The organism is Agarivorans sp. 2_MG-2023 (assembly GCF_030548085.1).
Taxonomy (GTDB): Bacteria; Pseudomonadota; Gammaproteobacteria; order Enterobacterales; family Celerinatantimonadaceae; genus Agarivorans.
Window position 1 is genome coordinate 85,118 of sequence record NZ_JAUORQ010000002.1, and the last position, 21,006, is coordinate 106,123.

17 protein-coding genes are annotated in these 21,006 nt (G+C 44.3%); 4 read left to right on the top strand and 13 right to left on the bottom strand.

Features of this window, described 5'->3' with window-relative positions; translation table 11 throughout:
* Positions 1–152: 152 nt before the first annotated feature.
* The 6 genes from Q4549_RS03110 to Q4549_RS03135 all read right to left on the bottom strand — a co-directional run bounded on the left by Q4549_RS03110 (position 153) and on the right by Q4549_RS03135 (position 10,762).
* A complete protein-coding gene (locus tag Q4549_RS03110; RefSeq protein WP_303549599.1) occupies positions 153–2,975 on the bottom strand; it encodes a glycoside hydrolase family 9 protein in 2,823 nt (940 codons plus the stop codon).
* A 447-nt stretch (positions 2,976–3,422) separates the two neighbouring features.
* Entirely contained in the window at positions 3,423–5,585 is a 2,163-nt protein-coding gene (locus tag Q4549_RS03115) for a cellulase family glycosylhydrolase (protein ID WP_303549597.1), read from the bottom strand.
* A gap of 62 nt (positions 5,586–5,647) precedes the next feature.
* Entirely contained in the window at positions 5,648–8,581 is a 2,934-nt protein-coding gene (locus Q4549_RS03120; protein WP_303549594.1) for a glycoside hydrolase family 9 protein, read from the bottom strand.
* Positions 8,582–8,871: 290 nt separating this feature from the next.
* A complete protein-coding gene (locus Q4549_RS03125) occupies positions 8,872–9,060 on the bottom strand; it encodes a hypothetical protein (RefSeq protein WP_137671968.1) in 189 nt (62 codons plus the stop codon).
* A gap of 253 nt (positions 9,061–9,313) precedes the next feature.
* On the bottom strand, positions 9,314–10,279 hold the full coding sequence (locus Q4549_RS03130) for a sensor domain-containing diguanylate cyclase (RefSeq protein WP_303549590.1): 966 nt from the start codon (positions 10,277–10,279) through the stop codon (positions 9,314–9,316).
* 264 nt (positions 10,280–10,543) lie between these two features.
* The gene (locus tag Q4549_RS03135; RefSeq protein WP_303549587.1) at positions 10,544–10,762 is read right to left on the bottom strand and encodes a hypothetical protein; all 219 of its coding nucleotides are present in this window, start codon (positions 10,760–10,762) and stop codon (positions 10,544–10,546) included.
* Positions 10,763–11,006: 244 nt separating this feature from the next.
* Here Q4549_RS03135 and Q4549_RS03140 point away from each other — a divergent pair, with 244 nt between their 5' ends.
* Positions 11,007–11,282 carry a nitrogen fixation protein NifW gene (locus tag Q4549_RS03140; protein ID WP_137671971.1) on the top strand — a complete coding sequence of 92 codons (276 nt, stop codon included), beginning with the start codon at positions 11,007–11,009 and terminating at the stop codon, positions 11,280–11,282.
* Between the two features lie 21 nt (positions 11,283–11,303).
* Here the strand turns inward: Q4549_RS03140 and Q4549_RS03145 are convergent, their stop codons facing one another.
* The 3 genes from Q4549_RS03145 to Q4549_RS03155 are packed head-to-tail and all read right to left on the bottom strand — an operon-like array spanning position 11,304 to position 12,738.
* Complete coding sequence (locus Q4549_RS03145; protein ID WP_154675869.1) at positions 11,304–11,453, bottom strand: hypothetical protein; 150 nt, start codon at positions 11,451–11,453, stop codon at positions 11,304–11,306.
* On the bottom strand, positions 11,450–11,719 hold the full coding sequence (locus tag Q4549_RS03150; RefSeq protein ID WP_303549584.1) for a hypothetical protein: 270 nt from the start codon (positions 11,717–11,719) through the stop codon (positions 11,450–11,452). The genes Q4549_RS03145 and Q4549_RS03150 overlap by 4 nt, the downstream gene beginning before the upstream one ends.
* Positions 11,716–12,738 (bottom strand): pentapeptide repeat-containing protein, encoded by a 1,023-nt coding sequence (locus Q4549_RS03155; RefSeq protein WP_303549581.1) that lies wholly within the window; start codon positions 12,736–12,738, stop codon positions 11,716–11,718. Before Q4549_RS03155 ends, Q4549_RS03150 begins: the two co-directional genes overlap by 4 nt.
* Before the next feature lie 303 nt (positions 12,739–13,041).
* On the opposite strand from Q4549_RS03155, the gene malE reads away from it, so the two are divergent.
* A complete protein-coding gene (gene malE / locus Q4549_RS03160; RefSeq protein ID WP_303549580.1) occupies positions 13,042–14,220 on the top strand; it encodes a maltose/maltodextrin ABC transporter substrate-binding protein MalE in 1,179 nt (392 codons plus the stop codon).
* 62 nt (positions 14,221–14,282) lie between these two features.
* Here malE and Q4549_RS03165 read toward each other — a convergent pair whose 3' ends face one another.
* The 4 genes from Q4549_RS03165 to Q4549_RS03180 all read right to left on the bottom strand — a co-directional run bounded on the left by Q4549_RS03165 (position 14,283) and on the right by Q4549_RS03180 (position 18,623).
* A complete protein-coding gene (locus tag Q4549_RS03165) occupies positions 14,283–15,296 on the bottom strand; it encodes a M48 family metallopeptidase (protein ID WP_303549578.1) in 1,014 nt (337 codons plus the stop codon).
* Between the two features lie 5 nt (positions 15,297–15,301).
* The gene (locus Q4549_RS03170) at positions 15,302–16,498 is read right to left on the bottom strand and encodes a YjgN family protein (RefSeq protein WP_303549576.1); all 1,197 of its coding nucleotides are present in this window, start codon (positions 16,496–16,498) and stop codon (positions 15,302–15,304) included.
* A gap of 264 nt (positions 16,499–16,762) precedes the next feature.
* Positions 16,763–17,581 carry a hypothetical protein gene (locus Q4549_RS03175; RefSeq protein ID WP_303549573.1) on the bottom strand — a complete coding sequence of 273 codons (819 nt, stop codon included), beginning with the start codon at positions 17,579–17,581 and terminating at the stop codon, positions 16,763–16,765.
* A gap of 25 nt (positions 17,582–17,606) precedes the next feature.
* Positions 17,607–18,623, bottom strand: a complete 1,017-nt coding sequence (locus tag Q4549_RS03180) for a DUF2860 family protein (RefSeq protein ID WP_303549569.1) — start codon at positions 18,621–18,623, stop codon at positions 17,607–17,609.
* A gap of 252 nt (positions 18,624–18,875) precedes the next feature.
* Here Q4549_RS03180 and Q4549_RS03185 point away from each other — a divergent pair, with 252 nt between their 5' ends.
* Entirely contained in the window at positions 18,876–19,625 is a 750-nt protein-coding gene (locus Q4549_RS03185) for a response regulator transcription factor (RefSeq protein WP_303549567.1), read from the top strand.
* Between the two features lie 15 nt (positions 19,626–19,640).
* Complete coding sequence (locus Q4549_RS03190) at positions 19,641–20,963, top strand: cell wall metabolism sensor histidine kinase WalK (protein ID WP_303509993.1); 1,323 nt, start codon at positions 19,641–19,643, stop codon at positions 20,961–20,963.
* Positions 20,964–21,006: the final 43 nt, after the last annotated feature.

The window sequence follows — 21,006 nt, forward strand, 5'->3', positions numbered from 1 at the left end:
TTTTCTAAAAGCCCAGACCCTATTTATAAAGCTGCATTATGCCACAATTGCACAGAGGTAAATAAGCCAAGCACAATCCAAAACTCACTTTATGACTCGAATTTTGCCAATAAAAAAGGCGACCGAAGTCGCCTTAAATATTTATGGATTACTTATGGAAGCACTTCACACGTAGGTGCTTCAAAGTTGCCACTGTAGCCACCTTGCATACCAAACGAAGTACTCGCATTCGGACCTAAGTTGCCGTTATATACTTCATTTACAGCAGTAAGTCCTAAGCCATCACTAGCAGCTTGATACTTAGCGTTCCAACCGTTTACCAAACTAATCGGTTGAGGGAAGCTTAAATGAACCTTCCACCCACTTACATCTTCGCCACCAGCATTAGTCACTTTAATATTGCCTAATACAAAGCCGCTATTCCACACGTTAGCTTCACCTACGGTACAAGTAAGCTCAGATTCGCCACCAACTGGAGGCTGTTCACCCGCTTTAACGGTTAAGGCTAAAACAGCTTCAGCAGACAACTCTGCTGCTTGCTCATCTGTAGCAATAACCAGTACCACTACTTCACCTTCACTCTCCGGCATAGTGATACTGACATTACCGCTACCTACTCGGCTCGTCACTAAAGCACCATCAAGGTAAACATTTGCGCCATAAGCGTTGGCTAAGTCTAAGCGAACTTGTAGGTCGCTACCTGGGCTAACTTCACTGCCATTTGTAGGCGAACTGATCGCCACAGCAGGAACAATAGGCGCCGCTACATTCACGGTTACTTTTGCTTCAGTGGAGTTTGCACCTTGGTTATCTGTAGCAAAATAAGTGAAGCTATCAACACCAAACGAACCAGAATTAGGTACATAGTCCGCTACGCTGCCATTTAAGCTAACAATACCGTTAGCAGGCTGACTCGCAATAGTGAAACTAGTGACTTGACCGTCGGAATCTGTTGCGGTTAATTCAATAGATACGGGCGTATCAGAAGCCGTGTTTACACTTTTATTTTGCGCCACAGGTGCACAGTTTATGCCTGTATCTGCGCCACATGCCGCACTTGGCTCAGTTCCCCACACTAACTCGCCGTTATCGTATAATGCGATTTTACCCGCAAGCTTGTAGGCATTGTTGTAGTTATCCCACGACGGGTCGTTAGCATTATCCCAATCTGGATTGTTGGTATTAGTTGGTAGTGACAAACGGAACTGCACTTCCTTTTTAGAGGCCGATTGACCACCAGGATAAATATCTATGCCATCAAAACTAATTTCCGCGTAATAGATGTTATCCGCTTCGTCACCCCAAGCGTGTAAACCACTAAAACCGGAACCTTGGCTGTAAGCGGTTGATAGTTTTACATCATTTAGAGAGTAGCCTGCGTCAAACACTTCACTCAAATCAACCCAGTAACGGTAGCTTAATTGATCAGTTACGCGAGATGGCCAAGCCGTATGGTTATGCACTCTGGTCGCTAACTCAATATGACGCGTACCTTGCGAGTTGATTTTAGCTTCTACAAATAACTCCGTATCACGCTGCTCTTTAGCCGGGAAACTAGCCTCGGCAATAGGATCTCCACCATGATCGAGCCACAAGCGCGCTAACGCCGAAGTAAAGCCTGCGTTGTAGTCGGTAGCCACTTCGTTTTTAACGTAATCGCCGCGATCATCAACCCAAGAATCATCTAACCCAGGGCCGCCCACTAATGCGCCGACCAATAAGTGGCGGTTTTCTACAGGGTCACCCGAGTTATCATTCCATGTTCCGTGAGCGGTACGGTGGTGAGGCTTCGTTGGGTGGTAATCACCGTAGCCAATTTGGTAAGAAATATTTAGCGGATTATCTCCCAAAATATAATCTAACTGGCCTTTAGCAAAGTTATAGTAAATTTCGGCCTTAGCATCTTTATCGGTATTTTCTCTTAAGTAATCTGAGTATACCAAGGCTAAGAACGAGGTATTAGAACTGTAACGGGCTGCGCCCCATGTATCTAAAAAGGCTAAGCCACCAGGCGTATAACGAATTTTTTCACCGTTGTAACCTACCGTCCAGTAATCAAGCCAACGCTCTGCATCAGCTTGGTAGCTAGCTTCACCGGTAAGGCTAGCCATTAATACATAAGCGCCGTAAGACTTATCATCCCAGGCTTGGCCCCACTTGTAAGAGCGTGTATCCGTTTGTGGTTCGGTACCTAAAGAGCCATATTCCGTTTTAGCTTTATCTAAATAGCTAGCGTCTTCAGTGGCGCGGTACAACCAAATGGCGCCCCACACTAACTCATCTTGATAACCACTCCATGAGTTATAAAACGCTTTGGCATCGGTAATGGCGTCTGAATATTTACCACGGTATTTATCGGCAAATGAATATAGCTGTTTGGCGTGTTCAAGTAACATTGCTGCATAACTTGGATCGCTGTCTTTAAACACCATAGAGATAGCGGCTAAAGCTGCAGCAGTTTCACCAGCCAAATCAGAGCCTGGGTTAGCGGAATCAACCTTGTAAGAAGGGCGCTCCATTTGCATCACTTCAGCCGACCCCCACCAAGCATGGTCCACAGAGCCTTTACCTACTTGGCCATAAAGCTCGTTTGGCGCAGTATGAGCGCTAACAAAGTAGTCAGCCACAAAACGCAGGTTATTTTTGATGTGAGTGAGTTGGTTGGTTTGCTCGTAAGCTTGCGGGTAATCTACTACGCCCCACGCTAACATGGTGGCAGTGGCTGCCATTGGGAAGCCAAATTTAACGTGGTCGCCGGCATCATACCAACCGCCAGTTAAATCAACATTGTTGTCAGCGCCGTCTTGTAATGCCGAGTCACCTCGCCACTCATTTCGGTTCCAACTAGGAATTACGCCCGATTGTTGGGCTTCGTAAAAATAAATAGATTTTTGTAAGGCTTCGCCATAATTTGCGGCTTGCGCCGACATTGCACTGGTAATTACTGCGGTCGCGAGTAAAGTTTTCCTTAACATCTTTGCTGTCTCATCATTTAGTCAAAAGTATTAAGCCTTCTTCTGCCATTCTATGTAGCGGTAAGAAGTACTGCTGTTTACAGAAACAGACACCCTTTGCAAAAGATCCCAACCACGTTGTGCAAGTCCGCGTTGGTAACTTTCAAGCCTTTGCTTCCTGCGATGGCCGCTATAAATAACACATCCATCAGTAAACGAGCGCAAGCTTACCTTAGTTCTGATAAAACTGTTTATTAATAAATAAAAAATTAATAAAAAAGGACTTAACCTTTGATATACATAACAAAAATGGAATTATTTACTGAAGCAAACATCACCAATCGGCACTAACAGAGAAATAATCTAAATCGAAGTAGCAGATTGCCCCCAAAAACAAAAAGCCCTTAATAAAGTGTATTAAGGGCTTTACAGTTAAGCGCGTTCTTAGCGCGATGACTTATTTATACATTAGCGCATAGTACATGTAGGTGCGCCAAAGTTACCTGAATGCCCCCCTTGCAGACCAAACGACAGGCTGCTACCTGGGGCAATGTCGGTATTGTAAGCTTCATTGGTCACTTCAATACTCTGGGCAGTCGCTGTAAAAACGCCACCCCAACCACCCACTAAGCTAACCGCACTAGGAAAATCAAGTACTGCCGTCCAACCAGAGATAGTTTCGGTACCCGTATTGCTAACCGTAATGCTGTTAATCACAAAACCACTGCCCCATGAATCTGCAGGCCCAACCGTACAACTTAAGTTAGCTGCTGCCGGCTCAACAACATTAAGCGCCACACTGTCTGAGACACTCAGGTTTTGGCCTTGTTCGTCTTGCGCTGTCACTTTCAAGGTGTAGGCGCCTACAACACTAGGTGCTGTTAGTTCGGCACTGGTGCCAGTAAACGACAGCACTTGCCCCGCTAAATTGGTTTCAAAACCAGTGGCATCTTTAAGGTTCACGCTCACCGTAAAGGTACTCGCGGCTTCTATACGGCTACTGGCATTTGGCGAGCTTACGCTAATTTCAGGCTGTAACGGTACTTCGTTTAACGCACTGAGCGTAATACTATCGCTCACCGCCATTTCACTGCCGGCACTGTTTACTGCCACAAGTGAAACCGTAAAGTCGCCTTCAGCGCTTGGCGCGGTTAAGTTCACCCCACCAGAAACCGGCCCGGTTTTCACAAAACTACCATCTAGATAAACGTTCACCGATGCCGCTTTGTTCACCGAATAGCTCACGCTAAAGCTAGAGCCAGTTAGCACGATGCTGTTTGCAGCGGGTGAGCTAATACTTACCGACGGATTTAATCCTTGATAGTAATCATTCAAGCTAATACCGGTAGCACTGTTTGCGCCCCCTAAGGCTACTTCGTGATCCAAGCTAATAAATTTACCTGCATCATTAACCCAAAGAGATGGCAAAAATAAGGCGTATTTCTCTTCATCCCAAGTCGTCCAGTCGTGACCGAGTAAGCCACCAGTGTCTCCTGAGTTAGGATTAATACACCAGAAGGTGTGGTGAAGTTGGTGTTCGATAATTAAGTCACGAATCGCCACCATCCAGGCCTCATTAGGTCCGCCATCCATAAAGCCGCCCCACTCGCCAATCAGCAGCGGTGATATGCCTTCTTCATGAATAAACATCCAGTTATCTTTCCACACATCTTGGTACAAAGTGTCTTTATTAAAGCCTGGATAAAACCACTCTTGTTCAAATACCAATGGGCCGTAATCATGCGGTGAGTACATAAACTGCTGTTGCCGCGCCCCTAAATCAATAGGGAATTCGCGCACGCCGCGTAAGTTTCCGCCCCACCAGTTAAAGTGAAAATCGTCTTTGCCTTTGCTTTCCCAGTTTTTACCCTCTACCGGATAGGCTTCAATCCCTTCACACATCACCAACATATTGGGGTTAATATCTAACACGCGGTTAGACACCACCTCACAAGCATGTTTCCAGTTGTTCTCGTCGGTTGAATTATCCCATTTAGCAAACTCACCAGCAGCGCTTTGTTTAGGGTTGCCATGTGGTTCATTTTCTAAATCAAATGCGATAATAGTGTCATCGTTTTTGTAACGCTCAGTCACCCACTCCCAAGTAGAGAAGAAGTCTTCTGAGGTAATGTCGCCTTTGTACCAAAGCGGCGCGATGTGCCCCATGTTATCCGCTTCAGCGCCGTGCACATCTAGTAGGATTTTCATGCCACTGGCCTTGGCAGCAGCGATCATTGCATCAAATACTTCTAAGGAAGTGGCCGAGGCTAAATCAGGATTAGCCGAAGCATTCACTTGAATCGCCACAAACTGGCCATTTTTCCATTCTTTTAGCAGTTCGGTTGAAATCGGCACTCGCAGTAAGTTCACCCCACGTGAGGCGATATCTTGAATGGTATTTTCCAAATTCACCGACCACAAACCATGCAATACCCGCTCGGTAGTATTAAAGCCAAACCAATTTGCGCCGGTTAGCCACACGGTATTACCTTGCATATCTTTAATTTGGTTACCTTCAACATGTAACCAATCATCTCCCGGTAAGGGAGCGGCCATTAAACTAGCGCTTACCAGTGAAGCAGCGGTAAACCCTAAACATTTAGTGAGAAAGCTTTTTTTAGTATTCATCATAATTCTCCGTACATATTCCCTATGAAAAAAGCGGCCGAAGCCGCTTTAAATGGAGTTAAGTATTAAGGTAAAACCACACAAGTTGGTGCTACAAAGTTGCCTGAATGCTCGCCTTGCAAGCCAAACGAAGCACTAGCACTCGGCGCTAGCTGCCCGTTATGAGCCACATTGCTAGCACTAATACCTAAGCCGTCACTGGCAAGATTTAGCTCTGCATTCCAGCCATTGGCCAAAGATACTGCTTCGCTGAATACTAGGTTAACTTTCCAACCGGATACCGCTTCAGTCCCACCATTCGTCACCGTGATAGCGTTGATAACAAAACCGGTAGACCATGAGTCAGCTTTACCAACTTCACAAGTAAGGTCTCCAACAGGAGTCACCGCACCTTGCTTAACCACCAAGCTTAAGCTGGCTTCGGCACTTATTTCTGTACCTTGTTCATCAGTGGCAATCACCACGATGGCAACCGTGCCTTCGGTATCCGGCATGGTTAAGGTCACTGCTCCGCTACCGACACGGCTAGTGGCAAGCGCGCCATCTAAGTACACATTAGCACCATGAGCATTTGCTACATCGAGCTGCAAGTTCACATCACTCGATGGGCTCACTTCAGTGCCATTGGTTGGCGAACTAATGGTTACTGCGGGAATGATCGGCGCTGCTACTTCTACGGTTACTGTAGCCGCTTGCGATACTGCAGCTTGATCGTCACTGGCGGTAAAGCTAAAGCTGTCACTCCCAAAGTAACCAGCAGTAGGCACGTAACTGGCAACATCACCACTTAAGGTGACAGAGCCATGTGCTGGCTGGCTAGCAATGGCATAGCTGGCAATTGTGCCATCACTATCAGTTGCGGCAAGGGTAATTGAAGCTGGGGTATCAAACGGTGTAGCCACTGTTTGACTTTGCGCGATTGGCGCACAATTTATACCGGTTGCTCCGCCACACGCGGCACTAGGCTCCGCTCCCCATACCAATAAACCTGCGTCGTACATGGCAATTTTAGGTGCTAGTTCATGCGCATTACTGTAGCTATCCCAAGAAGGGTCGTTAGCATTATCCCAATCAGGATTGTTGGTATTGGTTGGCAAGGCTAAGCGGAACTGTACTTCTTTTTTCGACGGAGACTGGCCGCCAGGGTAAATGTCTACACCATCAAAGCTAATCTCCGCGTAGTAAATGTTATCGCCTTCATTGCCCCATTGGTGTAAACCACTAAAACCAGTACCTTGTGAGTACGCAGTGCTTACTGTTACGTCATTTGCGGTATAACCTGCAGCAACGACTTCTGTTAAATCAACCCAGTAACGTAGGCTTAGTTTATCGGTAACACGTGATGGCCAAGCAGTATGGTTATGCACTCGCGCGCTAATCTCTATATGGCGCGGCCCTTCGGAGTTAACTTTGGCGTCTATGTAGAGTTCGGTATCGCGCACTTCTTTAGGCGGGAAATCCGCTTCAGCAATCGGTGCACCGCCATGATCTAACCACAAGCGGGCCAAGGCTGAAGTAAAGCCCGCATTGTAATCGGTGGCCACTTCATTTTTGTAATAATCACCGCGATCGTCTGCGTATGAATCATCTTTACCTGGCCCACCCACTAGTGCGCCAATCAGTAAGTGACGATTCTCAACGGGGTGGCTGGATAAACTGTCTGCCCAAGCACCATGTGCGGTACGGTGATGCGGCTTAGTCGGGTGGTAAGAACCATAGCCAATTTGGTAAGAAATGTTGAGTGGGTTATCCCCTAAAATGTAATCTAGCTGACTTTTCGCAAAATCGTAGTAAGTAGCAGCCTTGGTTGGTGCCAATGCATTCGCTTTAAGAAAATCAGAATAGATAAGCGCTAAGAATGAAGTATTAGAGGTGTAACGGGCTGCGCCCCATACATCTAAAAAGGCTAAGCCGCCTGGTGTGTAGGCAATTTTCTCGCCATTAAAGCCAGTGGTCCAGTAATCCAACCAGCGCTCGGCATCATCTTGATAGACTTGCTCACCAGTAAGTTTGGCCAACAATACATAAGAGCCATAAGATTTATCATCCCAAGCTTGGCCCCATTTGTAGGCACGGTATTCAGTTTGACCTTCGTTGCCGAGGTTAGGGTATTCCAGCTTAGCTTTATCTAAATACGCAACATCATTAGTGGCGCGGTATAACCAAATTGCCCCCCATACTAACTCATCTTGATAGCCACTCCAGGAGTTGTAAAAGGCTTTAGCGTCGGTAATGGCATCTGAATATTTACCACGATAATTGTCAGCAAAACTATAAAGCTGCTTAGCGTGATCTAACAACGTGGCCGAGTATACTGGGTCACTTTCTGCAAATACCATTGAAATGGCGGCCAGCGCTGCAGCGGTTTCACCGGCTAAATCTGAGCCAGGGTTGGCGGCATCAATTTTGTAAGAAGGACGCTCCATTTGCATCACTTCTGCAGATCCCCACCAAGCATGGTCGATACTACCACCGCCCACTTGGCCATATAATTCATTAGGTGCGGTATGCGCTTTTAGAAAATAATCGGCCACAAAGCGCAGGTTATTTTTAATATGTTCAAGCTGATTAGTTTGAGAATAGGCTTCTGGATATTCAATTACCCCCCACGCCAACATGGTCGCGGTAGAGGCCATTGGGAAGCCGAATTTAACGTGGTCACCGGCGTCATACCAACCACCAGTGAGATCTACATTGTTATCGCTACCATCATTTAAGGCTGAATCGCCGCGCCATTCGGTGCGGTTCCAATCAGGAATAACACCCGATTGCTGAGCTTCGTAAAAGTAGATGGATTTTTGCAAGGCTTCACCATAATTGGCCGCTTGCGCCGACATTGCACTCGTTACTATCGCCGTGGCGAGAAGTGTTTTCCTTAACATCATGTCTTGTCTCTCTTTGTTTGCAAAATTAGCTATTTTCTTCCTCGCCATCTTTGTGGCGGTAGAAAGTACACTGGCGTATTTACCAATTACAAACAGAGAACTTGACCATGCCATGCTAACTCATGGCGGTTCTCATTAGGCCATACACCTTTTTGGTAAACCTTCTATTGAGGTTTGACTCATTTAAGAAACTAGCAAGCCCGTTTAAGTTCTCAAGGCGATTATTGACAAACTTGAAACCAATCAAGAAAAATATTTTAATGATGAAACTAACAGGAAACTTTGAGAGCCTTTTCATAAGAAAAACTGCTTAAGGTCGCTAATAGGATCTGCTAAGACCAGCGACCTTTTACCGATAAAATAGCTAATTGTGCTTGAAAGTGAGGCTTTCAAGCATAATCAAATCAGGCACTTAAAGCCTCGATAGAGGCTGTATCACGATACTTGAGGCGTTTATACACCAATACCGACACCATGGTGAGATTGGCGGCTAACACTAGAGAAGTAGTAACAGATAACAGTGGGTCACCCACTACAAACACCGTATAAGTCCATGCAAGTACGGCATTACACTGAAACATAATCCAGCTCATAAATGAGATATCTTTTGCCGGTCCTTTGATTCGCATTAAGCGGATAATCTGCGGGCTGAAAGACAAAATAGAAATAAGCCAACTGAAGGGATATAAAAATTGTATAAACTGTTCCAAGTAGTTCTCCGATAGCCAAAACGCGCCATCCGAGGCGAACAGTCATACCTTTAGTGCAGGCGAAAAAGTAAGCAAGTTAAAATCTGCGGCGATGATACACCAGCGTTGTGTACCGGTCAAAACTTAAACAGCTATTTTAAGGTGTTTTATGCTGATACATATCTTGATCGGCTAAAGCAAGTATGTTTTCTACTTCCATGGTTAAATCTACGTCAGCGTAACCAATGGTCACGGTGTACAAAGGCAGGTCTGATTCCGAATATTGGGCAAACTGTTCGGTAAAGCGAGTGGCTATTGCCTCAAAATCAGAATCTTGCTCAATCAAGACTAATGCAACAAACTCATCGCCCCCCATTCGACCAATAACGTCAGAGCTGCGCACGCAATGGCGCATTGCTTTAGCCATATCGATTAACACATTGTCTCCAACTGCATGGCCATGGGTATCGTTGATTTGCTTGAACTTATCAATATCTAAGTAAAATACACCTAAGCGTGAACCCATTCGTTTGGCCAAACGGATCCTTTGCTGCGCTAACGAGCTGAAACCTCGACGATTATTTAATTCAGTAAGGGGATCGGTCACTGCCAGCTTTTGCATTTGTAAGTACAACTCAAGCAAAGATAAATCCGCTTCTAGGATGTCTTTGAGCTGCTCTATCAGCTCAAAGTAAGTATCGTCGTAATTAGTCTCGCGGTAATCTAAAACACAAAAAGTGCCAAAGGCTTTGCCGTTGGGCCAAAACACTGGAACACCGAGATAAGACCGAAACCCGTCCTTATGCACTTCAGGGTTTGAATCCCAGCAAGGGTCTATCGTAGCGTTAGCAACATAAAGGCTTTGGCGAGTTTCAACAATTTTGCGGCAAAAAATATTCGCTTCTGGCTCTACCACCATACCCGCGCTGTAAGGGTTAGTTTGCTGCTCACTGGCAATAGCGACTTGGTAACCCGAAGAAGTATGTTGAACTAAAAACCCTGCTGGAGCGTCAAACAATTTGGCTAGCAAGTTTACCGTGCGCTGCCACTTAGTAAGTGAAATGAGATCGTTGGGGCTATCCAGAATCCATTGTTCGGGATCAATTGCAGGTTTTAGTGGCATCTGCACCTCCATGCTAGACTTTATGTCTTCAAGCCTTACTCACAGCCATCATACAAATTCTAAGAAAGAAGTACTTGTAGCGCTCGTTATCAATTGCCGCTATTAAATGCATACTAAGATTTTAAGTGGCAACATTTATTTACTTAACCTCACCTCACTAGCGTTAATCGGCTAACCCTATCGAGCAAAATAGACTTAGCTTTATAGCTCGCTAGTATTTTAAAAGCCAACAGAAATCAGCTTAAACCTAAAGCTTAGACAAACTTAATGGCCACCACCGCAACTCATGTTTTGCCACATATAAAGCTGCTCTGCGGTTAAACCGGAATTTTTAGTCGAATCTGAAGACTGCTGAATAGACGCCAGTAAATCGTCATCTGTAGCGCCAGCTTGTTCTATGTTTGTTGGTGCAGAACTAACGATAGGTTGATTGGAACAAGCGGCTAAATAAACAGCCGCAAATAATACCGATATGGTTTTCATCACTAACACCTCAAAATGCAACATAATGGTAACAATTTAGTATTGTTTACGTTAAATGTCACTCGGTAACTGAGTTAAAGCCCGCAGGATGAAGACGCGTATACAAACACGCCCCATACCGAATAGGCATCAATCCACGACTCTACCGCTTAACAGCATCAAAAATTGGCACCTTGGCTATGTTATATCAATATGTGAGCTACAAAGCTTTGCTAGCCTCTAGCTAACGTTCAAGAGGCGATTTATGAGTAAAACAGACATACATGCGGTGATACAAAGCTTTACCTGTATGGAAGAAGCGCTGCGCTATTTTGAGATTGATTTTGATAATGGCTTTATCGACGAATATCGAGAACTTCTCACTAAACGCTTTGGTGGTAACTTGATCATGAGCAAAGCCAATGATTGGTTCTCTGCGCGTCGCGCATTAAAAAATGCCTACTGCAAAACCCAACGAGAACGTTTAGACAAACACACTCGCTCGGCCTGCCGAGGTTGTACGTCTTGCGAGCGACGCTAAAAATAGTCCTAACTACCCTTTTTATTGCCCCACCCAAGAACCATTTACGCATTTATAGCTACCAATGGTCGCCCCTTCCGGGTAAACATTTCCGCCATGCACGCAATCGGCAATGCTTGGCAAACTAAGAGCAAGCCCAATAATAGCCACTAACATCGGTAATTTTTTCATTGCTCTTCTCCTAAAGCATGCTGCTCACTGTTGTCTGTTTGTGGTGTTAATGATGCGCTTACATGGATGCCATTTCGGCTTACCAAATCACCCTCACCATTAGGCGTAGTTGTACTTCGGCTGGCTTTATCCGCCGATGTAAAACTTCCATTTAGGCAAACTAAATTACCTAATTTCGCACCTTCATCGTAAATATCTCCCTGTAAGGTACAGTTAGCATTTACCGATACACTGAAAGGCAAAAGACAAATCAACCATTTGTTCATTTTTCGCACCATCGTTTAAGTTTTGCTTCCCACGCTTTTTTCCAACTGTGCTCTAGCGCTACCTTTTTAGCCTGCTCTCTATAATCTTTTCTGCGTTGTACTAAATCCGCTTTCGCCACAGAGTCGAGCACGAGTAAATGTTCTAAATCGACTAATCGCTTAAACTGTTCCGTATCCTTTTGGCTCATGTATTGCCGCAAATCATCATCGATCACCGAACCATAAAGCGTATTCGTTTTAAATAGCATTTCAGACAATTGACCTAACTCAACTTGCCTCTGCGCCTTTAACTCATTCACAGTTAAAGACTCAGCTTGTGAGTTAGATTTATTGATACGTAAACCGCTTAGATTAGAAAATATAAAACTTGATCGTGAAAAGGTATCAGCGCGCTCGTCTTTAGTACCAGACAACTCAATAGATACATCTTTGAAGTTACCCCAATACGCTCGCGCGCCATGAAACAGACTTTGACTAAAGTTAACGTTGCGAAAATTCACGTAACTAGACTCTGGCATATCAAACGCCACTTTAGCCAAATAGCTGTTTTCCAGATTGACACAATACAGCGTGGTTGTTTGAAAAGTAATGTCTTTAAGCTGCACTCCACTTAAATCTTTACCCGCCAAAGAAAGCGACTTTTTACTCACAAAGCTGCGTGTAGTGTCGAACAAATACGCTAGCTCGTTACTTGCTAAAAACTGAATAACTTGGGCAACCAAAGAAGGGTAATTTAAACTTTCAAACAGCAGTTGAGAGCGAGAGACAATAAAACGTTCTAAGCGCGCCTCATCAGTATTAGATAAAACAATGGCATCACTCACAGCCGACACAAAATAAGCAACATTTGCCACCTGCGCAGCACGTTTTTGTTCATCTAATTGTCTAGTGAAATTGTCAGCTGAACTCTTAAGCGATACGTACGCTAAAACAACCGCAATGATAGTGGCAGCAGAACTCAATACACCATGGTGTGATGATACCCAATCCCATGCTTTCTTAAGCCAGATAATTAACATTGCACTGCCACGCTGTTGTCCACGCTAGTGATAAATCAATCTAATGACTTAATGCATAACGAGTACCCAAAATGACAAACATAATAAAATCAATCTGTTCAATATTTGAGCGAAATCGTTTGTGTGAAAAATGTAAAGAAAAGCGACATTTTTAAGCGAAATACAAGTGATTACGTTTTGTATCTCATTTATTAAAAACGCCTGAGATTGATTGTGATAAACCTCAATTGCCCAAAGTCGCCTGCTTGCAAAGGACTGTCATTTTCTCAATGCTACATTCGCAAGTAATAGGGAATATAAAAAATGATAACTAGAATAAGCGGCCTCGCGGCCACGTTATTAGTGCTGGGTATAGCCTGCGCAAAGGCCGATCAAGTCGATGCGCCTAGCATTACCATATGGACAGGTAAAAGCCATGCTCAAATGCAACAAATTGCGCAAGATTTTACCACCGATACAGGGGTAAACGTTGAAGTAAAGCGCCCCGTTGATATTACCGGAAATTTTGAAATACAAGCCCGAAATGGCGAAGGCCCTGATGTTATTTTTTGGCCACATGACCGAATAGGTGATTGGGCTAAAGCAGGATTAATCAGTGAATTGAAACCCAGTGAGTCACTAAAGGCTTCTGCGGTAGATTACGCCTGGGATGCTGTGAGCGTAGAAGGGAAAACCTACGGTTACCCAATTGGAATAGAAGCCATTAGCCTTATTTATAACAAGGCTTTAATTAGCCAAGTACCGACTTCTTTTGAAGAGATTTTTCAATTAGATCAACAATTACAAGAGCAACACAAAGCCAAGGCCATTTTGTGGGACTACAACAATACCTATTACACTTGGCCGTTGCTAGCGGCCGACGGCGCTTACGTTTTCGCTAAACAAAACCAGCGTTATAACGTTAAAGATACTGGAGTAAACCACCCTAGCGCCATGTATGCCGCAAACTTACTAAAACGGATGCTTGATGAGCAAGTAATGCCCCGCAACGCCGATTATTCAATTATGGATGTACAGTTTATTAAAGGCGAAGTGGCCATGGTGATAAATGGCCCGTGGTATTGGGATGAGCTCAACAGTGTAGGAATGGATTTTGGGGTTACTCCACTCCCTAGCGTCAATGGCAAGCCGGCAAAAGCATTTGTAGGCATTTGGAGCGCTGTGGTCAATAGCGCCACTAAACACCCAGCCCTAGTGGACGAGTTTTTAAACTATTACCTAATGACGGTAGAAAACCAACGTTTGCTATTCAGCAGTGGCGACATTGGCGCAATGGCTAACCTCGAACTAGAAAAAGAACTCGCAAACGACCCTAAAGTTCAAGCGGTTTACGCAAGTGCAGCACAAGGTGAACCCATGCCAAACGCTGCCGCCATGGGCAAATTTTGGGCTGCAATGGCAACCACATTGACTAACATCACCACCGGAAGGCAACCAGTAGAAAAAGCGCTTAATGCTGCCGCTAAGCGGATTACACGTTAATAACAAAAAAGCCGAAGAATCACTTCGGCTTTCCATCTTCTTAATTTAGCTCTAAGTAACCTTTAATCAATAGAGGGTGAACACTGAATTAACTGCTCTAGCCGCTCTTCATCGCCTGGATGGCTACTTATCCAAGAGGGAATATCTGCGTCGGCATACTCAAAAAGATGTTGGTAGCCACTTAACAAGTGCAGTTCAGATAAGCCCAGTTTTTGGCTCCATTGGCAGGCAAAAAGATCCGCGCTTGCTTCTGCTTCTCTGGAGTATCCCATACTTAGTCCTAGCACTGCTGCGCTCACCAAGCCATCCACCAGCAAGCTGCTGTCTCCTACCAGCAAAACCACAGCGGTACTAACAAGTGCCGAACGCACTAACCCTGCCATGACATCGTTATGTGCAACATGAGCGAGTTCGTGCAGTAATATGCCATTCAACTGTTCAGGTTGTTGCATCAATTCGACCAATTTATCGGTCACTATGATGGAACCATTCGCCAACGCAAAAGCGTTAGCTTGGTCGGACAGTTTGTAGAACAGCAATTGCGGGCTTGGGTGTAAGTCGTCAATACTACTAACCAACTGCTGGAAATTACCCTGAATAAGCTGCTGAGTTTCTGTATCAATCTCGGTGGGTTCAAAGCCTACAGATTCGAGCTGCTCTAACGTTTGTTCTTCGAGCTCCACCGCAACCACATCGGGAATGTGTTTTGCTAGAGACTGAGACAAGCGAGGCAAGCCTTGCTCTATGCTCACGTATACCACCATGGCACTGACCCAAATAGCCACCGCAATAACCAAAAAGTTTTTTTCAAAGCTTTTAAGCAGCGATGATTGGCCGTGCCTGTCTAACCAAGCATTTAATTCCAATGGCTGATCCGCTACAAAGCGGTCACCGTTACTGAAACTAATAGCTCGCGGCTGGTTGCCTATCGCGGCTGAAATATCCAGTTCATCAAACCTAGCGCGGGTAGCCCCTTGTTCATCACTCAGCTCTAACCAGCCCTCGTCAGAGCAGTGCAAACGCGCTGCTCTAGACAAAGAGCCATTGGCTACAAATACTTTGCCCTTAAAATTCATATGGCTTAAATAACACCCACCTCAATACTAAAGGCGTCGGCCACTTCATCAGAAATAGCCGTAGTACTATCACTCACTTGGTTTTGGTTAGCCACCGTGTCAATTTCGCCCATTACCGCAGTGGCATCGGCCATAAAACTAGCCATACGGACTTTAGCCAACGGAATAGCTAAACCGAGTGAAAAAACAGTGAGCAGCATATTGCTTAACATCACCCCTAAAAAAGCCATTGGTTTAACGTTTGAATCCATATATAGCTTGCTTTCTAAATCAGTTTGGCCGAATTGATAGTTTCTTATGCATGCTTGTAAATAAGCAGTAACAAACCAACCAAGTAAGAAAAAGCTCAAATATATAACGCCAATAACACCAAAGATTAATCCATTAGAAGCTAAGTCTTGCATGCCACCCTCGCCTATATTGGCAAACATCATGGCTATTTGGCCTAGGTCAGTACTAAAGGCAACAAATGCAATCAAAACAAGTATTAGCATTAAGCCAATAAATCCACCTAAACCCATAGCGGCTACTTTTAAGAATATTTTGAATACTGCACGCGAGTCGATGTCGGCAGCAAACTGTAAGTTACCCCAGCGGTAATTGTTTAGAATGTAAGTGCTCATTTGAGTAGCAATCATTGCATTTACATAGGTAATGCCTAAACCAAACAACACCACACTAATAATGCCGCCCAATACGCTAGAAATAAGTGTAAATACGTAACTTACGACAACTAAAATTAAGATAAAACTCAGCATGTACGCAAACGGCAATACTAAAAACGTTTTGTAAGCCTCACCGTAAGAGCCGGCAAAATCAAAGCGCACATTACGATAGCGAGTGACTCTAGAGTCAAAGCGCAAGTTTTTCACCATTAATACCGGCATTAGGGCGACAAACGCCAAGCCCAGTATTGCGCTAGCAGCTTCGCTCACAGCCGGCAACGCTACCCAAGCAATCACACATACCAGTGCAATAACTCGACCAATAAGAATCTGTAAAGGCTTAGCCAAATACTCAAAGTTTTCTCCGGCTAGCTCGGTGTTGCCATAAAAATATTGCTTGTTACGAACCTTAGCCCAGGCGGAATATATGCCTAGAGTAAGAATGGTGAGAAGTACATTTACAATCCAAATACCAAAGAACTCTCCGGCTCTTCCATTAAAGCTAAAAGGATTATTTTGCGGTTTATAGTCTTCCATGTTAACGCTTCCTAATTTGTGCTAATTAATTGATATTACTAATGTGTTATTATTTTTTGGCTATAATAACCAAATAATTATTAGATTTGTTAGTAAAAGTTAAAATATTGCGTTAATTCAGGAAGAAAGTGATGCGATAGCGCTTTCAATCACGCTTTTAGAAATGATAAAAACAAAAAGAATAACGATAGCAAAGTGCTAGCATCATTCTTTTTATAAATAAAATGTATTTTGTTAATTAAAATCGTCACTCATTAAGTGGGGCTAAAACAAATACTGCTGCATATTCACTTTAAAACTGTCGCCGTCATCAACCCCTGACTGCTCAACGATAAACGCCCCCAACTTATCTTTACTCACCCAAATTTCAGTATTCGAGGTATTATTCGCTAACTCAAAACCATGGCTAACATATACTCGCTTAGCGGCACTTAAGGGTTTTTCACCTAAGTATTTAACCTGATATGAGATGATATCGAATTCATCTAAATCCAGTACTTTCAGGGTATGAGTATTTTTATGGTCAATGGATGTAACTAAGTGATCTGCTAAGCTGGCGGAATTAGTATCAAAATCGACTTGCTGAACAATAGCATCGGGTGCATCAGAAAAAGCACTTAATGCTAATGGAACCCCACTATCCGCCCCTTTGCGGTCAATAGATTTCGCCAGCTGTTTTACCCTAGCGGGGTTCTGTTCCGCCTTGTGCTCTACGGCATTAATGTGTAAACCTTGTTCAAGCTTATCACTACCAAAAATCAGGTATTGCGCCTCCTCATCGCTGACCTTATAGGCGAAGTGCTTTAGCTTTCCGCCTTCCAACATTACTTTACCGTTTCGTTGATACTGTTCGTTAAACCATAAAAAGCTAAAATCGAGATTCACTTGCTCTTGAATAGTCATCGCGGTTGGCTGCAAATCGTTAACCATTCGTGTAAGTTGATAACTACCAACCACATCCCCCTCCACTTCTATTTGGTAAATTACCGTTCTAGATTGATGCGCAGCTAAAGCAACGTTAGCTACAAACATGCTCGATAACGCCAACAGCACCAATACTCTTATGCTCATAGACACCGACATAGCAAACCTCCTTAAGCCTTGAGCCCTAAAACTCGTAAGCAACACCCACTAACATGCCCAAAGACTTACTCTCGTAAAACGAAATGTTACTACTGCCTTTCTCGTAAGATGCCATCACATACAGTGAGCTATTATCAAAATCAAAGGGGCGCATATAGCCATAAATGGCATTTATACCAACATCATCATCATCTTGAGTTTGACTAAAAATCGGGTTCCGCCCTTTATAATCGCGCTTGGCGTAATTCATAAATAAACTGGTAAAGTGGCGCTCAGCAAATGAATAAGTGGCTTCTAGGCCAACACCATAGCCATCAAACGCCATCGCATCACCGTCAGTATCTGCTTTGGTGTAGGTCAATTGTGGGGTAATCATTAACCCACCTTCGTCATAAACCATGACCTCAGCCGCCAATCGATGATACGAACCGTCACGCTGCATTAACTGTTGCTCGGCGGCATCTAAACCAAAGGCCACGCCACTGCGTTCGTTTTCAATATCCGCTTTAGCAAAGCCATAACGCAAAGTAACAGGGGTATCAAAAATATAGCGCCAAGCCATTCTAAAGCCGCTGCTATCGGCATCGGTTTTTTGACGTGCTGAGCCTGTTAAATATGGGTCTTGCCAAGTTTCACTAAAACCCGGAATACGCGGAAAGTAGGCTAACTCAAGCTCTGAGTACTCACCCACCATTTGGGTTATGCCTAGCTCAATTTGGTCTTGACCTCGAACAATGTTTTCATCTTGTTGACCTAAGAAAATCTGAGTTTTTCGGTTGGCAAAAGTATAATTAAGTTCACCTAACACGGCTGGGCCTACACCAGAACTTTTATTCCCTGAGTTGTTTAAATCTGCAGTAGTGGCGTTGTCATCGTCGGTATCAAACTGCGATTGCTGTTGGCCTACGGTAGCGCCTAATAGCAGTTCGAAGCCAAACCCTGCTTCATCATCAATGTAACCCGTGGCATTTGCATGGCTAACTGCGCCTAATAAAGTAGTGATAGCGGCAGCTATTGAAACGGCCTGTTGAGATTTTTTCATCCTGTTCCCTGTCCTATATAACGCTAGCGAAAGCAATTAGCGCTCATCGCTCAATCAGTTGTTGAGAAGATTGTAAAATGCGACAAATTCTCAATCAGTCAGTCTTTCGTCAGGGATAGTCAATCTTTCACAGAATCCTTAACCAGATCGTGAGGTAAAATTTACAATTAAATGATATTTGTCGTATTTTTGTAAGAGGTAATTGCATCGTCTTAGGCGCTCTCTAAAATGAGCCAGCTAGGGGAGTTGTCTATGCAGGGAAACAAATTGAGCCAAGAACATAAAAGAATCGTATTAATCGAGGATGATTCACGTCAACAACAGTTGGTGGCAACATTTTTGCGTAGTGAAGGTTTTGAAGTTATTTCTAGTGAGCGTGGAGACCAAGCACCCGCGCTTATCGCTAAACATTCCCCAGATGCCGTATTGTTAGATTTAATGCTACCAGGTATGGATGGCATTCAAGTATGCCAAGTAGTGCGTGACTTTTATTCCGGCCCTATTCTTATGGTTACCGCCCAAGGCGACGATGTAACCGAAGTGTCGGCGTTGAATTTGGGCGTGGATGACTTTTTAAGTAAACCATTACGCCCGCATGTTTTGCTTGCGCGCTTACGCTCGGCGCTGCGCCGCAGTGACCGCACTTCAGCGTTAGACAATCAGCACTCCAACCAAGCTGAACAGCCGCGCAATGCTCACCGAATTATTTGCCAAGACTTAGATGCCGACAAAACCCAACGCCGTATTTGGTTAGGCGAACAATTATTAGAGCTTACTGACGCAGAGTTTGATTTGCTTTATTTCTTAATGGACAACGCTGGCCATGTATTACCTCGCGACGTATTATTTAAAGAAATGCGCGGCATTGACTACGATGGATTAGATCGCTCACTCGATATGCGTGTATCCACTATTCGCAAAAAGCTTAACGACAATACCCCCCCCTACCGCTACATTAAGTCGGTACGTGGTAAAGGCTATTTATTTGTTAAAGCCGCTTAGGTCAGCAACGCAACCATGATTACGCTATTTCTACGATTATTCCTGTCGTCGGTGTTTGCTATTGTGGCGGCCACTTTTATTTATGGAGTCATCATTGAAGAGCGGGTTCAACAAATTGAGCGAGACCAAATAGGCACAATAACCCTACCAATATATTACTTGTTAGAACGCGACTTATTACACGCCGAAAACCCAGATGTAGACGCAGTACTCACTCGCTACCAAGAAGAATTCCCTTTCTTTATTCGCATTTATCCCATCACTGATATGGACGCCGAAAAACGGTTACATGTTATGCGGCATGGCCAACATATTGCCGTACACTCTAACTTTTTGGATGATGACGACATCACCCTTTTTTACCAATGGCCAAATCAACAAGTGTTGGAGCTAGATCTCGATGAAGAGTTTATTGACCACGGCGACTGGTTATTCTGGTATATGGTTGCTCTTATTGGAGGGTGTTTAGCCGCAACGGTAATGTGGTTCTCGTTCTCGATTACTCGCCATACCTACCGCCTTGCTAAGGTGACCAAATCTTTGGGTGAAGGTAACTTTGATGTAAGCGCAAACGAAAAAGCCCCTTCGCCAATCAACCACATGGCCCGCAGCCTAAATGCGATGGCCTATAAACTTAAGACGCTAATTCAAGAACAAGATGCCATGACAATGGCAGCCTCACACGAGCTAAAGACGCCGATAAACAATCTGCGTTTTGCCTTGGACATGACCCGTTCAATTACCGATATGCAAACCATGCATGAGCACATTCAAGAAATGGATGAAGATTTGGACAGCTTGGAAGATCTTACTCACGAGCTAATTACCTTCTCTCAGCTCACTAAGGCTACCGGTATTCACCCCGAATCACTCAACCCCTACCCGCTGCTTTACAATATGTGTGAACGTTTATCTAAACTAAGCCCTAACTTAAAACTACAAATCGAATGTCCAGTGGGTTTATCGCTGATGGCAGATGAAAAACTACTGCGCCGCGCCTTAAATAACCTGATAGTGAATGCCCAAAAATATGCTGAAAAGCTGATCCTTATTCGCGCTTACTTATCCAATAAGTCAGTATTTTTTGAAGTGCATGATGACGGTATCGGAGTGCCAGAACAGTATCGCGAATCCATATTCTTACCCTTTGCTCGAGTAGACGATAGCCGCAGCAGACAAAGTGGCGGTCACGGTTTAGGCTTATCTATTGTAGAGCGTATTGTGGCTAACCATGGCGGCAACGCACAAGTTAGCGATAGCCCAATTGGTGGTGCATTGTTCACCTTAGAACTACCCCTGTTTCAACATCAAGATGAAAAAAACAAAACCAGCAAATAAGAGTTGAACACTTGGCCTGGTTGCCACACAGCGGTATTATTGG

What these genes read in the sequence shown, in the direction of transcription:
- Q4549_RS03110 (WP_303549599.1), bottom strand. Translation starts at nt 2,975, where the DNA reads ATGTTAAGGAAAACTTTACTCGCGACCGCAGTAATTACCAGTGCAATG.
- Q4549_RS03115 (WP_303549597.1), bottom strand. Translation starts at nt 5,585, where the DNA reads ATGATGAATACTAAAAAAAGCTTTCTCACTAAATGTTTAGGGTTTACC.
- Q4549_RS03120 (WP_303549594.1), bottom strand. Translation starts at nt 8,581, where the DNA reads ATGGCATGGTCAAGTTCTCTGTTTGTAATTGGTAAATACGCCAGTGTA.
- Q4549_RS03125 (WP_137671968.1), bottom strand. Translation starts at nt 9,060, where the DNA reads ATGAGCTGGATTATGTTTCAGTGTAATGCCGTACTTGCATGGACTTAT.
- Q4549_RS03130 (WP_303549590.1), bottom strand. Translation starts at nt 10,279, where the DNA reads ATGCCACTAAAACCTGCAATTGATCCCGAACAATGGATTCTGGATAGC.
- Q4549_RS03135 (WP_303549587.1), bottom strand. Translation starts at nt 10,762, where the DNA reads ATGAAAACCATATCGGTATTATTTGCGGCTGTTTATTTAGCCGCTTGT.
- Q4549_RS03140 (WP_137671971.1), top strand. Translation starts at nt 11,007, where the DNA reads ATGAGTAAAACAGACATACATGCGGTGATACAAAGCTTTACCTGTATG.
- Q4549_RS03145 (WP_154675869.1), bottom strand. Translation starts at nt 11,453, where the DNA reads ATGAAAAAATTACCGATGTTAGTGGCTATTATTGGGCTTGCTCTTAGT.
- Q4549_RS03150 (WP_303549584.1), bottom strand. Translation starts at nt 11,719, where the DNA reads ATGAACAAATGGTTGATTTGTCTTTTGCCTTTCAGTGTATCGGTAAAT.
- Q4549_RS03155 (WP_303549581.1), bottom strand. Translation starts at nt 12,738, where the DNA reads ATGTTAATTATCTGGCTTAAGAAAGCATGGGATTGGGTATCATCACAC.
- malE (WP_303549580.1), top strand. Translation starts at nt 13,042, where the DNA reads ATGATAACTAGAATAAGCGGCCTCGCGGCCACGTTATTAGTGCTGGGT.
- Q4549_RS03165 (WP_303549578.1), bottom strand. Translation starts at nt 15,296, where the DNA reads ATGAATTTTAAGGGCAAAGTATTTGTAGCCAATGGCTCTTTGTCTAGA.
- Q4549_RS03170 (WP_303549576.1), bottom strand. Translation starts at nt 16,498, where the DNA reads ATGGAAGACTATAAACCGCAAAATAATCCTTTTAGCTTTAATGGAAGA.
- Q4549_RS03175 (WP_303549573.1), bottom strand. Translation starts at nt 17,581, where the DNA reads ATGTCGGTGTCTATGAGCATAAGAGTATTGGTGCTGTTGGCGTTATCG.
- Q4549_RS03180 (WP_303549569.1), bottom strand. Translation starts at nt 18,623, where the DNA reads ATGAAAAAATCTCAACAGGCCGTTTCAATAGCTGCCGCTATCACTACT.
- Q4549_RS03185 (WP_303549567.1), top strand. Translation starts at nt 18,876, where the DNA reads ATGCAGGGAAACAAATTGAGCCAAGAACATAAAAGAATCGTATTAATC.
- Q4549_RS03190 (WP_303509993.1), top strand. Translation starts at nt 19,641, where the DNA reads ATGATTACGCTATTTCTACGATTATTCCTGTCGTCGGTGTTTGCTATT.